The sequence below is a fragment of the Gracilibacillus phocaeensis genome (assembly GCF_900626275.1).
GTDB lineage: Bacteria > Bacillota > Bacilli > Bacillales > Amphibacillaceae > Gracilibacillus > Gracilibacillus timonensis.
The window spans coordinates 216,529-231,426 of record NZ_LR131144.1 but is presented as its reverse complement, the minus strand read 5'-3'; the positions used below and the strand labels follow the sequence as shown (position 1 = coordinate 231,426).

The window sequence follows — 14,898 nt, the reverse complement described above, 5'->3', positions numbered from 1 at the left end:
ATGTGGAAAGACCCAAGCTATCAATAGCTCAGGTCTTCATGGCATTCTGTTCTGAATTGCTTGTCTGTCTTGACCTTCTTGTCCGCCTGGGGGACCAAACATCTCATTGCCACCTTCTGTTTCCCCGTCTTCATTTAAATACATCATCGAATGATTCAAGGTAAACGTCACGACCTCACTACCATTCTCCACACTTCCTGCTCCTGCATAACCATCTGTCGTTTCTGTCTTCCACTGTCCTCCAGTATAAAGTATATACTGTTCATCTTGCTGTAATTCTGGAGAACTAATAAGAATTGATTGGAATGCCTTTTCTGGACTCACGGCCGTCATCAGATTCCCTTCACTGTCCGTCACATATACCATTGTATCAGCATCCTGCTGTTCGGGGAAGGTCATCATCACACTATTTTGCGTCGACGTGTCCGATACTCCTTGGGCCATACCACTGCTACCTGCTGCTAGTAGGGTACCACCTGTAATGGTGAAAGATTGATCATAATCTAATGCACCATTTTGATTCGTGGTCGGGCCATAAACAAGCACGGTTCCTCCCGTCATTTCTACCGATGTGTTCGAATCCAAGCCATCACCATCGGCATTTATATATAGATAACCGTCTTCGATTAACAGCTGTCCTGTTGTTGTTTCATTTGTTTCCTCCTGATTTGTTTCAGAAACAGCGGAGCTTCCATTCCCACTAATATTCACCCCATCATCTGCAGCTACCACGTGAATGTTTCCACCAGATATCACAATGTCCGCTGCCTCTATCCCCTCTAAGCTTTTATCTATCTGAATATCGCCATTACTGATCATTATTGTTTGATCGGCATGGATAGCGTCATCTCCTGTCTGCAAGCTAATATTGCCATCCGTTATAACCATTTCTTTATCACTGTGGAGTGCATCATCCATCGCATCAATTTGAAGGCTTCCTCCAGCAATCATCAGTTTATTAACAGCCTTGATCCCTTTGGTACTAGGTTGATCATCTGTTGTTTCTTCATCGGTTTGATTATCCAACTGATCATCTGGTCGTACAGCCGTATCAGCCGATTCAGCTCGTTCACCTTCCCCTTGATTTGGAGGGGCCATTTCTGAACGATCTGTTGGTACTTCCCCTTCATCAAATGATGGTCTCTCACCTTGCTCGGGGAGTGTAGGCAAAGTGTTACCATTATTTTCATCAGTAGAAAACTCACCTGGTGGCTCTCCCTCCATACCACTGCCAAACTCCTCGGTTACTTCTATTTCTTCCGGACTTCCTCCGCCCGATGTGATCTGGTAATCTCCGTCCAATACCGTGACTGTATTTTCTGATGCAATGCCATCTCCATCAGCATCAATTGTTAATTGACCACTTTGCAACACAATATTCGCCTTATCTGCCTCTTCATCATTAGAAGATTTAACACCATCTCCACCTGCAGTAATCGTAATCGTTGCGTCACTCATGGAAAAAAGATCCCTGCCAACGATTCCATCGTCCACTGCCGTGATATCCACTGTTGCTTCGGTCACCTTCAATTCATCCTTTCCAGTAATCCCATCATTGTAGTTGCCCTCCACCACTAATTTACCAGTTCCATTGATGATCAAATCATCCTTGCTATAAAGGGTTGCTTTTGGTTCATCTGTATCATCCGCTAATTGATAATTAGCTGCATCCACTAGTTTATTGTCTGTTCCATCCTCAAGGGAAATAATTGTTTCTTCAGCCTGTTTCACAAATATAGGCGCCGTTGTCGTTGATTGCAAGGATGTACCATTCAAAATCAGTCTTACCGTCCCGGAATCCTCTGCATCCACAACCACATTCTTATCGCTTGCTTGCCCTTCCAAAACATAGGTACCACTTGTATGGATTTCAATGGTATTACCATTAACAACCACACTACTCTCATCATCTGCTATATCCACTTCTCCATCATCGAAGCTGATCTTTATCACCTCATCTTCAGACCAGTCTGTATAGCTCGCAGCCAAGTCACTATCTACAATCGCCTGTTGCGTTATATTTTCATCACTATTTTCGGATACTGTGTTACAACCTGTAATCATAAATCCCAGCATTGTCATACAAAATAATAAATAGGAATATCTTTTCATGGAATGCCTCTCCTCTTCTTATGCCGTGAAATTACCATCATAACTCAAGATCACTGCGGATTGTACACCTTTTATCGCTGACAAATGAGATGTAAGCTGTGCTTCATTTTCCTTTAAGCGAATTTCATAGGTTGCTTCCGTCTCATTACCCTGCATCATCGATTTTGATTTCAATACATATTTTTTCACTTGATCAGCTAACATTTGCTCTACATGTTGCCCTACTGCTGTTTCATTGAATTTAACTACTAATAAATAAGGATTTTCAACCTTCAGTTTGTTTGAAAAGAGGGCGATAACCATCCCAATTAATCCAGAACCAACAGTAGCCAACAAAATAAAGCCAGCACCTGCAAGTATACCTGCAATTACCGACCAAAAAAGGAATACTAAATCCATCGGGTCTTTGATCGGGGTACGAAAACGAACAATCGATAAGGCTCCTACCATTCCTAATGATAAAAGCACATTTTGACTAATTCCCATAATCACAAGGGCAGTGGCCATGGACATAATCATCAGGGATATGTTGAAAGAATGAGAATAAATCACCCCTTTAAATGTTTTTTTATAAACAAAGTAAATAAATACACCAATCAGGAACGAAACACCTAGTCCCAACAAAGCATCAATAAGGGAAAATGAACCTGTATTCTCCAAAAAACTAGATTTAAATATATCTGTAAAATTAGTAATAGACGCTGAAGTAAAAATCATTGTATTCTCTCCTCTTTTTTAGCCGTACATGCGACTTAGTTGATATTTTGAATAGGCTTCTTGCTGTGTATTTGATAATTGTAATAGATATTTTATGACATCTGGTAAATAGTCATCATACTTCACCTCTAATATGACCGTATTCTCTTCCAGTACGTCAATCATTGGTATATTCGGATGAAAAATATCTGTGTTATAAAAACTAGACTGCACTTTAAAATCGAAGGTAATCCGTACATTACCAAAGGGGTAGATGAATGGTTCTCTTATATAATCCACTATCGTCACTGGCCTCAGTTGGCAATAATACATCTCTGTGTATAATTCTCTAATTAAGAGTCTCTCATCTTCCTCCATCCAGGAAATATCCTTCCGTTGTATCGTTTGATATTCTTGTTTGGTAATCGGACATTTTGTTTTATAAGTTAGATTATCCCGTTTGCTCTTTCTTTCCAGAAGGATATTCTCCTGATCCAGATTATAGAGGCGCACACGATATTTATCTCGCGTTAGATAGCCTTCTTTTTTCTCATGCAAAATCTTATTAGCTAAATTATCAAAGTACACCGAGCGAATACGGTACTGACCTTCCACTCCAGTATGTGGATCACGCTGCATAACATGAGCAATTTTATTACACATAATCTGATATTCGGCCATGTATATGGCATGCTTTCGTTCCTGCCTTCCAGTTGACATCCTAACTGCCTCCTTTCGTCTATATCAGTAATGATAATAGAGAAATAAGTCAGGTTGATGTCAGGTTTTGTTTTTTTAAAAAATAATAAATTGGAGTTTTTTAATGGGAGGGAATTATATAACAACAAATATACTAATGTCTTATTCAAACAAATGATGCAATGTTAAATAAAATGCAAAATAGATCATTATTAGGAGTTTTCTGCAAGTCCTAACTAATAGCATGTAAATAACATAAGACATTTACACTCCAATGAAGTTAGAGACTGCAGGCGTTTATAATTAAGCAGCTTGGTGATGCTTATATTTCGTTTAAAAAGGGAACATATACACTTTTTATAGCAACTCTGTATAAAATTTACAACGATCACCACGTACTATTGACCGACAAAATTCCACCTTGCGCCCAAATTGATCATATGCAATCCGATCTAACATTAAACTGGGTGAACCTTCCTCTACCTCAAGGTGAATACTTTCATCAGCACGTGTAAGTACAGGTTCAAAGCTTTCATTTGCTTTCATCACTATAATTTGATGTTTTTTTTCTAAATAATCATAAAGGGATATATCTTTCAAATTTTCTTTTTTTAGAGCAGGAACAATGGAACCTGGTAAATAAGAAGTTTCCAGAATAATTGGTTCATTGCTTGCCTTTCTTATTCTTTGCAAAGCAATAACTGGATCGAATTCATTGATATCAAGTTGCTTTGCTATTAGTTGACTAGCATTAATCTTGTTTACACTCAACACAATATCCTCTGGGTCTAACCCTTTTGATTGCATTACCTTACTAAAACTATAGAAAGTAGTTAAAGATTGTTCAATTTTAGGGCGCGTAACAAAAGTGCCCAATCCTTTTTTTCTCTCTAATTTTCCATCTTTCACCAAGTCATCTAAAGCAGCTTGCACTGTATTTCTACTGATTCCATACTGGGTCTGTAATGAATACTCTGAAGGTATTTTGTCCCCAGGTTTCCATTCACCCGTCTCAATATTTTCTATAATTATTTCCTTTAATTGATGATATAAGGGAGTAAATGTATCAAAATCTAAAGTTTTTGACATGGTACCGACACGACCTTTCTTTTTATTTTTAGTATGTTAATTTATATTTTCCCTGACATCATTATTATAGCAAATATTGCCATTGTTTTCACAAAAAAGATTGATTTTATACAAAGATTAATTGCCTTGTTTTATTTAAAACATTATCAATTTTCATAAAAGAGGTATTTCCCAACTATTTCTGTAAAACTTTAAGACCTGCTCCTATAATTCCAGAATTACCTTGATATTTACTTACATACAATCGGTCTAATAAATTGTATTGTTCTGGAATAACAAGCCTTTCGATTTCGCACTTTATTTTTTCTATTATAAAAGGTTGATTATTAATGATACTTCCTCCAAAAACCATTTTATCAGGATCTAAAATACAGGCTAGAGAGTATACCCCGTCTGCTAAAGATTTGATCCTGCTATCAATAATATGAATAGCTTTTTTATCCCCTTTATGATATTGTTCAAAAACCTGTTTTGCGTCAAATTCATTATTCATCGCCTTTTTTATAGCTGTCCCTGAAGAAATATTTTCCAACCTTTCATAAGAAGATTCTTCTTGATAATTTTTGACATACATCAACCCAAGCTCTCCTGAAAAACCTGCACCATCTAGAGGGATTCCGTCACAAATAGCTGCACTTGCAATACCTGTACTTACCGTTATGTATACAAAAGTTTCATTTGAAACAGGATGGTGTGCAAACCACTCTGCATAAGCAGCTGTCGAGACATCATTATCTACTAAAACATTCTGTAATAAAAATTTCTCCTTTATTCGCTCTGCTATCGGGAAATCTCTCCACGGAAGGTTATTCTGATAGACAGCTATGCCTTCCTTCCGATTTACTTTACCCGGTAAACCTACCCCTATTCCTTGGATAGGATACTCATTTTGATTCCATATCGTTTCCATACTCTCTTCAACTACACCATACATAGCTTCTGCACTCACTGGATTACTCGAAATCATTATCTCTTTCATTACTCTTCCATCTTCTCTAATTATCCCTATTGCTACCTTAGTTCCCCCAATATCTACTCCAAGTGCGTAATTCAATAAAAACTCCTCCTTTTATGCATGAGATATTCGCGGCATAAATAGTGGTTCTTTTCCCATTTCCGCCCAAATATATTTCATCATTAATTCCTGTTTTAAACCTTGGAATTCCTCTTGGTTCCATAAATTATTGTATTCAAATGGATCATTTTTTAAATCAAATAACTCCCCATAAGTTTGATTGTAATAGAATGTAATCTTATATCGCTTGTCCACGTATGTTTTTTGATGGATGGTGGTAGGTTCATGCCTGAATTCTATAATGACATGGTCCCGAACTGCTCTTTCTTCTCCTAACCAAACTTTCTTCTGACTTTTACCGGACATTTGATAAGGAATCTGCTGATTAGCAAAATCTAAAAATGTTGGAGTTAGATCTACTAAGGATAACATTGCAGAATTTTTTACTCCTGCAGGTATATGTTGAGGGTATCTCGCAATAAAAGGGATTTTTATTAAATCTTCATAATGAAATCCCCCTTTATACTGCAATCCATGTTGACCAAAAAAATGTCCGTGGTCACTTGTAAATATAACTATTGTTTCATCAGCAATTCCTAGTTCATCTAATTTATCTAATATTTTTCCAATATATTTGTCCATAAGACTAACCATACTGTAATAAGTAGCCGTTAACCGCTGGTGTTCTACTTTATCTAGACCCTTATGAGTATGATATCCATGAATCCCATACCCCGTCTCCATGTAAGCAGAAAAATCCGGATTTTCTTCTTGTGTCATTTGAAAATGTGGTGGATTATTGTTATGCTCTCCTTGCTTACCCGTAGGAATAGTTAATTCACTCGGATCATACATTGTATCCCACGGTTCAGGCACAAGGTATGGAGGATGCGGATCAAAGAAACTAGACCATAAAAAGAATGGTTTTTTATCGTTTGTATACTCATCTAATAAAGCATTTGATCGCTCAGCAATCCAGGCATTATAATGAAATTCCTCTGGGATTTTCCATGTATATTTTTCTTTCGGATCCATATTACCAGTAGGAGGAAGAAAATAATCACGCCAATTTTCACACCCTTTTTCTTCTAGCCAAAGTGCATAATGCTGTCCTACTAGATGTTCATTTGTGTGATTTCTAGTTAGTTCTACATGTTCAAAACCATAAAATGATTCATCAAATTTCTGCCAAAAATCTAAATCACTAAGTAATGGATAAGATTCCAGAGAAGAGTATTCCTCTGTTTCTTTAGTGGGTTGAAAATGGGCCTTTCCTATTAAACCTGTATGATAACCAGTCTCTTGCAAATATTCTCCAACAGTAGGCCGATTTTCTAATAGTTTAGTTCCTAATGTCCAAGCACCATGCTGACTTGGATACATTCCTGTAATAATTGATGCTCTAGACGGTGTGCAAGTAGGGTTTGGACAATAACTTCTGGTAAAAGTAGTTCCTTCCTTGACTAATCGATCTAAATTTGGTGTTTTAATTTCTGAATTAAAGGCACCAACTGTATCGAAATGTTGCTGATCACTAGTAATTAATAAGATATTTGGTTTCTTCAACCTAAAACCTCCTCATCGTATACTTGAATACTATTAATTAAATTAGACTATAATGCACTATCATCCCATTCGGAATATACATTAATTCCACCTGCTAGATCATATTGACCTGCCCCTTGCACTCCCTCTTTTGCACCATCTATTTTAGGATCTGAATACAAAATAAACCATTCATCCAACATGTTTTTTAGCTTTATAATAGTCTGTTGATTACTGGATCGTTTAACTACATTTTTCTCCTCGTTCGGATCATTAATTAAATGATAGAGCTCATGAGGTCCATATGGATACCGATGTATATATTTCCACTCTTTTGTACGTACCATTCTCACTGGACCATATTCATCATAAATTACCACTTGTTCTTTTCTCATAGGGTTATTTCTTCCTAAGAGCTCTGGATAGAAACTAACACCAGGTAAATCATCTAAATCTTCTCTATCCATTTGCAGATACTCTAATAATGTTGGCATAAAGTCATAACCACTCACTAGTGTTTCTACTCGCTTATTTTCTACCAAATGGCCTTTATGATTAAAAATCGCTGGTACTTTAACAGAAGTATCATACATATTTTGTGGAAATGTACCGTTTCCTTTTCCCCAAATACCATGATGACCAAAGTTAAATCCATTATCACTCAAGAAAACAATTAAGGTATTTTCACGTATCCTTAACTCCTCCAGCTTTCCAATAATTCTGCCAATATGAAAATCCATTGCAGTAATGGAAGCAAAATATCCTTTTAAATTTTCTCGATGGTGATCACGATAGTTTGTGGTGCTCCATTCATGCTCTTCTTTTTTAGGAAAGGAGGCAAAGGAGCAATCATCATATAGATTAATATATTCCATTGGATGCTGATCAATCCATGGACTGTGGGGTGCTGTATAGTGAACACTCAAATAAAAAGGGTTTTCCCTTTCAGACTGATCTTCGATAAATGATAAAGAATCGTCCGTAATTAACTCTGTAATATATTCCGGTTCTTTCACATTTCTCCCATTTCGAACCATTGGTGTATTATAGTAAGGGCCACCTCCATGTTCCAGCACATACCAGTGATCAAATGATTTAGGCGGTTGAACTGCTTCCCCCAAGTGCCATTTCCCACTTAATCCACATGTATAACCGTTTTCAGAGAGAATATCTACATAAGTAGTTTGATCCTTTAGAAAATCCGAATAATAACCAGCTTTATTAGGACGCAGCCAATCATGTACCCCGTGTTGAGAAGGCATTTTACCTGTTAATAAAGATGCCCTTGCTGGGGAACAAACCGGGGAGGTACAAAAGAAATTGTCCATTTGTACTCCTTCTTTGGCTAATTGATCTAGATTGGGTGTTTGAATCTCATTATTATCTGGGGCTCCCATTGCCCAGTAACCTTGATCATCTGATAGGATGAATACAATATTGGGATTTTGGATGTTCATTGAGCATGTTCTCCTTTCAATCTCCTGAATATTAAACGTTTTCACATTAAATTAATTAATGCTTATATCTTACTATTCGATACAAGAAATTTATTTACCTGAACCCGCAGTCATACCTTCAATTATTCTACCTGATAACCACAAATAAAATAGTAAAATTGGAATTATAATAATTACAACTCCAGCATATAAACTGACCCAGTTCGAATTATATTCCATTGTTTGATAAAATTTATAAAGCCCAACAGATAAAGTATATTTTTCCCCACTGTTTAGAAAAGTATATGCAAATAAAAATTCATTCCATAGCCCTACTCCATTTAATATTACAACAGTAATGATACCTGGACGTATCATAGGTAAAACTATTTTCCAAAATGTTTGATTTGGTGTAGCTCCCTCGATAGCTGCAGCTTCTTCAACTTCAGAAGATATAGTACTAAAAAAACCTGTCAATATAAAAATGGTAAACGGAAGTGAATAAACGATGTAAACAATAATTACCCCAGTCAAAGAATTTATTAACCCCATATTAACCATTAACAAATACAATGGAATTAAAATTGCTTGATGAGGAACTGCTATTCCAATTATAAATGAAATTGTAATAAAACCTCTGCCTTTAAATTTGACTCTGGAAAGTATATAGGCTGCAGGTGAAGATATAATAATCAATCCTATAATGGATACTAAAACAACTATTATAGAATTAAAGAAATATGCAGCTAAATTAGAATTAATCCAGGCAAAAACGTAATTACTCCATTGAAAATTGGATGGTAAAGTCCAGAAATCACTTAATAATTCTTGATCAGTTTTAATTGATGCTAAAAAAACCCAAAAGAAAACAAAAAGAATAAATCCCACCCATATATACACAAATGCCTTGGATAATTTGGTTATTATATTTGAAATCATAAGTCTTCCTCCCCCATTCTATTACAATTCATACACCTCTCGATTAAAGAATCTTCTAAATACAATAATTAAAATACTAACTAGAATAACCATCGATACAGCAATCGCACTAGCATAACCTACCTGATATATTGAGGTGCGAGATCCAAACCCTAAAATAAATTGATATAATGCTAAATTCCAAGTATTTTGTGATGGAGTTGCACCTCCGAATGCATATAAAAAATCAAAAAGTCGAACTGAATTAATAGTCCATAACACAATGTTTATTGATAAAATATCCCAAATTAATGGCAAAGTAATTTTAAAAAATATTTTAAAAGTAGATGCTCCTTCAATTTTTGCAGATTCGAAGATTGTATTTGGTATTTTGTCAACCCCTGACATCATTATTACTGCATATAAACCTACATTTGACCAGATATATCCAATGATAACTGATGTCATTATGTTTTCAGGAGCAGTCCAGTTAACGGGATCTATGTTTAATAATTCTAATATTGAATTGAAAAGACCTACATCATAACGATATAAATAATTCCAAATAATTGCTACAGCAACTGGCGCAATTATATTAGGAAAAAAGATAATTGCCCTTATAGCTTTTTTTCCTTTCATCCCCTCACTCATTACAGCTGTATACACAAACCCGATAAGAAATGTAAAAAAACCACCTACAAATAATATCAGCAATGTATTTTTTAACGACATCCAATAGAATTGATCAGTAAACATTTTTGTATAGTTATCAATACCATTAAACACCATTGGCTTTGAAAAATCAGACCATTCATGAAAACTTATAAAGACCCCGTGAAAGACTGGATATACAAAAAAGAACACATATAATGCAATCGCAGGTAACAAATAAGGAACAATTAATTTTTTTCTACCATATATCATAAAAAAACCTCCCGCACTTTCTCATATTGAGAAAGTGCATTTTTAGTTAATTCCAATATTTAATTGTTTCTTCCTTCATTTCTTCAATAAACTCTACTGCGCTAATTTCACCGAACACTAATTTATCATTAATTGGTAGAAAAACATTATTCCACCATTCTGGATAATCACCCCGTAGGTTGTCGTATAATACATGTACACTGTCAGCTTCCTCAACATATTTTTGCATTGTTTGAAGATTCTCAGGTCCTTCGACATCTTTGCGTGTACTAATATTATTCATTTCAGCAACTATCTGCTCATGATATTTTTTTTGCATTCCAAAAGCTATAAAATCAGAAACTACTTCTACATTTGAACCACTCGGTGCTGCCCATCCAATTAATTCAACTTCAGCACTATTATTATCACCTTCTGCACCCTCAACTTTTGGAAATGGAAACACTTCATATTCAAAATCGTTTGAAGCATAACTACCTGTCTCTTGTGGTATCCAAGTACCATTTAGAATGAGTGCTGCATCACCTTGCGCCCACCTTGTTTGAGCAGCTGGAAATTGACTACCCTCATATCCATCTATAAAAAAATCATTTGAAACTAGCTCTTCTACTTTTGTTGCTGCTTCTAGAAAACCAGGATCATCCCAAACTTCACCTGTTTCATCACTTGCTGCCTCATTTAATGCACCAGCTCCGTTAATTCTTGTACTTAACCAATAATAGTAATATGCGTTATAAAAACCTATACTTCCATCCTGTGCTAAAGGAGCTAAACCCGAATTTTTTATTTGTTTACTTATTTCAATAAACTCATCCCATGTTTCAGGAGCTTTTAAACCTAACTCAGCTTCCAATAATGTTTTGTTATAGAAAAAACCAGATGAAATTAATTGATACGGAATAAAAAAAAGTTTGTCATCGTCTTTAAAAAGATCTAACGTGCCATCTAGAAAAACATCTCCAACTTTAGCCTCTTCATTCGGTATGTCTTTAGATAAGACATTTTCTAATGATTCGGTTTGATCTCCAATAGCTCCTTTGATTTCAGGAGGATTTTTATCAATAATATCTGGACCATCCTCTGATAATACAGCGTTTCTTACTTTAGACATTAAATCTCTTCCCAACCACTCAACTTCAATATCTACATTTGGATTTTCTTTTTCATAATCAGTAATAATCTGATTCATAACTTGTTGTTGTGGCTCTCCTTCATTCCAATTAGACCAGTATTTAATAACTGTTTGATCTTCATTAGATGCCTCCTCTCCATTGGAAGCGCTGTCATTTGGAACACCTGTACATCCACTTGCTATTAATAAAATCATCATAAAAAACAAAAAATACTTCTTTAACATGAAATTCCTCCTTCAAATTTTGATAGAATCATAATACCATCATCAGGACGTTGGGTCAACTCGTTTTTTATTTTATTATTTCATAATTTCCATGTATCTTATGTTATTACTGAAATAATAAATTTTAATCTTTATATTACCCCATCTACTTTTCCCTAACCTAATTTTTTCTAGTTTTATACTGTAAAACCACACTATCATTCCCATTAAATAGGGTTATTTTGTTCAAATTTCTCTAGGTTGATTACTGTGCTTTCCCTTATAATATGCTACATTTTCTGTATATTACAAGGAAGAAAATGTAAAAGGTAGTTACCAGCAATTGGCACAACATCTGAAACGTTTTTATGAAAGAAGCCTAAAAAATACGGAACAATGATCCAAGATTTTGGCGAATCAGCCTCCTTCTTTTGAAAGAGATAGGGTCATTTATCATCCTATTTTATGAGCAAATTAATTCTACTATATTTACTAACAAAAAAAGTATCCTATTACCAAAAATAAGCTAGCCTCTTTTAAAGATGAAAAAGTAACCTAAATACCCAAAAAAAGGAACTGTCAGCAAATGCAACTCATGCATTTTGCGACAGCTCCTTTTGCGTTTTCATCTGATTTTCTTATGGTATTACTAAAAACCCAAAAAAGATTTCCTTCCTTACTTTTTGCATTTATCTCATCATAAAAGTTAAGTAAACAAATGCTCTTGAACCGCCTTCGCTACTCTGCCCTTGATCAATTTCTCCCCGTCTGTATAGCCTTCTTCCCTTCCAATTAACTCTTGTATAAGCTGATTTCTTCTATGACTGACGCGCCCTTTGTAGCTATCTTTTAACGCAAGATTTCGGAGTTCATGAGGATCTTCTTGTAAATCAAAAAACTGCTCTTCTCCTGTTTGGGAAAACCAAATGTATTTTTCCTTTCCGTTTGTTATATAATGGTATGATTTCTCGCCAAATGCGTGTTCACCATGAATGTAATCACGCCAAGGCGTTTCTCCATTACATAACGGCAAAACACTCTTCCCTTCCACCGTTGTAGGTATATCCGCGCCTGCAACATCCAATAAAGTAGGCATAATATCTCGCATTTCTACCACTTGATCAACTATCGTATTCTTTTGCAAGCCCAGTTGATGGCCAGGATCAGCGACAATAAAAGGAACTTTGGCACTTCCTTCATAAGGTAAGGATTTGCGGTATAAATGATGATCCCCCATTAACTCACCATGATCAGACGTAAACAAAATCACTGTATCATCGTATACACCATATTCACGCATCGCCTGCAAGAATCTTCCTATTTGATGATCAATATGTGTAATCAATGCATAATAGGCAGCCTGTGCACGTCGATAACGATCTTTAGGGACCGTTCCGTGAGAAGTGACTGGATCCAAGCCAGACCTTGTCAAATCACTTTGTTCAGCCCACTCTCCAATCGGTGGATCTGGCAATTCTTTATCCTTATACATATCCAAAAAGACTTGTGGTGGATCAAATGGCGGATGTGGACGTACATAGGACATTTTCAAGAAAAAAGGTTTGGACGGATCACGACGACGTAAAAAATCGATCGATTGAGAAGTTACCCAGTTAGTGGGATGATACTTCTCCTCTAAATGCCAAGGTCGAGCCATTGTTGATGAATTGCAGTCAAGGCCAAGATCCAGAAGATCCACATCTGATCCTACTCTTTCTTGAAGCCATTTTAAATAATCGTCTGTTTCTGCTTGAGATTCCGCCACACTAGTCTGTTGCTTAAAACGACCATAATGCATGTAACCGTCATGTAATACCACATTGTGAAACCCACATAAGTTACGAGTTGGATAAACATGCATTTTACCGACACACTGTGTGTGATAAGCCGCTTTCGTTAACTCACTCGCTATGGTATGTTCATATCTCCATGGAACTTTATCGGCATACCCCGTTCGACCTGTGGCAACTTGTGACATTCCCGTTAGCAGGGAAACTCTTGCTGGCACACAAGATGGAGTTGCAGAATATGCATGTTGAAAGAGTACGCCATCTCTGGCCAGCTGGTCCAAATTAGGTGTGTCAACGGCTGGGTGGTTCAAATAACTTAAGCAATCCCATCGCATTTGATCCACTGTTATTAAGAGAATATTAGGCTTCATTTCAGATCACCTTCCGTATATAGTAGATTAGATAGACCACTATGAACTTGTTTCTAGTGCCCGAAGTCCAGCACCAATGATACCTTGCTCATTACCCATATGGCTTACTTCCATTCGCTCCAATATATGGGCCTGTTCAGCAAGAAGCCATTTTTTTAATTTTGCTTTCATCATTGGTAATAAAACCGGATTGCAGGAAATCACACTACCGCCGAACACTATTTTATGGGGATCTAACAAACTATTCATTGTATAAATTCCTTGAGTAAGACCGGCAACCATGTCATCTATCAACCTTTGTGACATTTCCTCCCCATCATAAAATAGTCGAAACACTTCTTTTGCAGTTAAATCATTTCTTCCATATAAATCGTTCGCATATCTTGCAATAGCAGGGCCAGAAGCAATCATTTCTAAACGATGTAATTCTTTCGCAGGAAACTCTGTGTAAACTGGTACTAATCCTGCTTCACCAGCAAATCCGGCCCCTCTGATAAACTCCCCATTTTGAATAATGGCTGTCGAGATTCCGGTGCTTATTGTCATGTAAACGAATAATTCATCTGGTTTTAGCTGAGCTTTTTTCCACTCGGCAAAGGCCGCCATATGCACATCATTATCGATCGTTATATGACTCACATCAAAAACTTCACGTATTCGCTGAACAAAAGGGAAATTCCGCCATGGTAAGTTATTTTGAAAAACTGCAACTCCTTTTTCCCGATCTACTTTCCCAGGAATGCCAGCCCCTAGACTATGAATATCGTATATAGGGATACTTGAATGACCCAATAAATTCTCTATACACTGCACCACTTGGTTAAACATCTTCTCACTATCAGAGGGAGCACTGCTAACGGTTTCCTGTTGAATAACATCTCCATTTTGATTGAGGAGACCACTGGCAATCTTGGTCCCTCCAATATCTAGACCAATAGCATATTTCATCGTTATCTTCCTCCTGCTT

12 protein-coding genes are annotated in these 14,898 nt (G+C 36.3%); all 12 read right to left on the bottom strand.

Annotated elements, in window-relative coordinates; all coding sequences use genetic code 11:
* Positions 1 to 36 precede the first annotated feature (36 nt).
* The gene (locus E0E32_RS08830) at positions 37 to 2,112 is read right to left on the bottom strand and encodes a carbohydrate-binding domain-containing protein (RefSeq protein WP_130859619.1); all 2,076 of its coding nucleotides are present in this window, start codon (positions 2,110 to 2,112) and stop codon (positions 37 to 39) included.
* A gap of 18 nt (positions 2,113 to 2,130) precedes the next feature.
* Positions 2,131 to 2,829 carry a DUF4956 domain-containing protein gene (locus E0E32_RS08825; protein ID WP_207302282.1) on the bottom strand — a complete coding sequence of 233 codons (699 nt, stop codon included), beginning with the start codon at positions 2,827 to 2,829 and terminating at the stop codon, positions 2,131 to 2,133.
* 18 nt (positions 2,830 to 2,847) lie between these two features.
* Entirely contained in the window at positions 2,848 to 3,528 is a 681-nt protein-coding gene (locus E0E32_RS08820; protein ID WP_130859618.1) for a polyphosphate polymerase domain-containing protein, read from the bottom strand.
* A 336-nt stretch (positions 3,529 to 3,864) separates the two neighbouring features.
* On the bottom strand, positions 3,865 to 4,596 hold the full coding sequence (locus E0E32_RS08815; RefSeq protein ID WP_130859617.1) for a GntR family transcriptional regulator: 732 nt from the start codon (positions 4,594 to 4,596) through the stop codon (positions 3,865 to 3,867).
* Between the two features lie 175 nt (positions 4,597 to 4,771).
* Entirely contained in the window at positions 4,772 to 5,650 is an 879-nt protein-coding gene (locus E0E32_RS08810) for an ROK family protein (protein ID WP_130859616.1), read from the bottom strand.
* Between the two features lie 15 nt (positions 5,651 to 5,665).
* Complete coding sequence (locus tag E0E32_RS08805; RefSeq protein WP_130859615.1) at positions 5,666 to 7,177, bottom strand: sulfatase family protein; 1,512 nt, start codon at positions 7,175 to 7,177, stop codon at positions 5,666 to 5,668.
* Positions 7,178 to 7,224: 47 nt separating this feature from the next.
* Positions 7,225 to 8,613 carry a sulfatase family protein gene (locus tag E0E32_RS08800; protein WP_130859614.1) on the bottom strand — a complete coding sequence of 463 codons (1,389 nt, stop codon included), beginning with the start codon at positions 8,611 to 8,613 and terminating at the stop codon, positions 7,225 to 7,227.
* Between the two features lie 90 nt (positions 8,614 to 8,703).
* Positions 8,704 to 9,531: a carbohydrate ABC transporter permease gene (locus tag E0E32_RS08795; RefSeq protein WP_130859613.1), complete on the bottom strand. Its 828-nt coding sequence runs from the start codon at positions 9,529 to 9,531 to the stop codon at positions 8,704 to 8,706.
* A gap of 21 nt (positions 9,532 to 9,552) precedes the next feature.
* Positions 9,553 to 10,434, bottom strand: a complete 882-nt coding sequence (locus E0E32_RS08790; RefSeq protein ID WP_130859612.1) for a carbohydrate ABC transporter permease — start codon at positions 10,432 to 10,434, stop codon at positions 9,553 to 9,555.
* Between the two features lie 46 nt (positions 10,435 to 10,480).
* Positions 10,481 to 11,791, bottom strand: a complete 1,311-nt coding sequence (locus E0E32_RS08785) for an ABC transporter substrate-binding protein (protein ID WP_130859611.1) — start codon at positions 11,789 to 11,791, stop codon at positions 10,481 to 10,483.
* Positions 11,792 to 12,476: 685 nt separating this feature from the next.
* A complete protein-coding gene (locus E0E32_RS08780) occupies positions 12,477 to 13,931 on the bottom strand; it encodes an arylsulfatase (protein ID WP_130859610.1) in 1,455 nt (484 codons plus the stop codon).
* A 39-nt stretch (positions 13,932 to 13,970) separates the two neighbouring features.
* Positions 13,971 to 14,879, bottom strand: coding sequence for an ROK family protein (locus tag E0E32_RS08775; RefSeq protein WP_066191741.1), 909 nt, complete (start codon positions 14,877 to 14,879; stop codon positions 13,971 to 13,973).
* Positions 14,880 to 14,898: the final 19 nt, after the last annotated feature.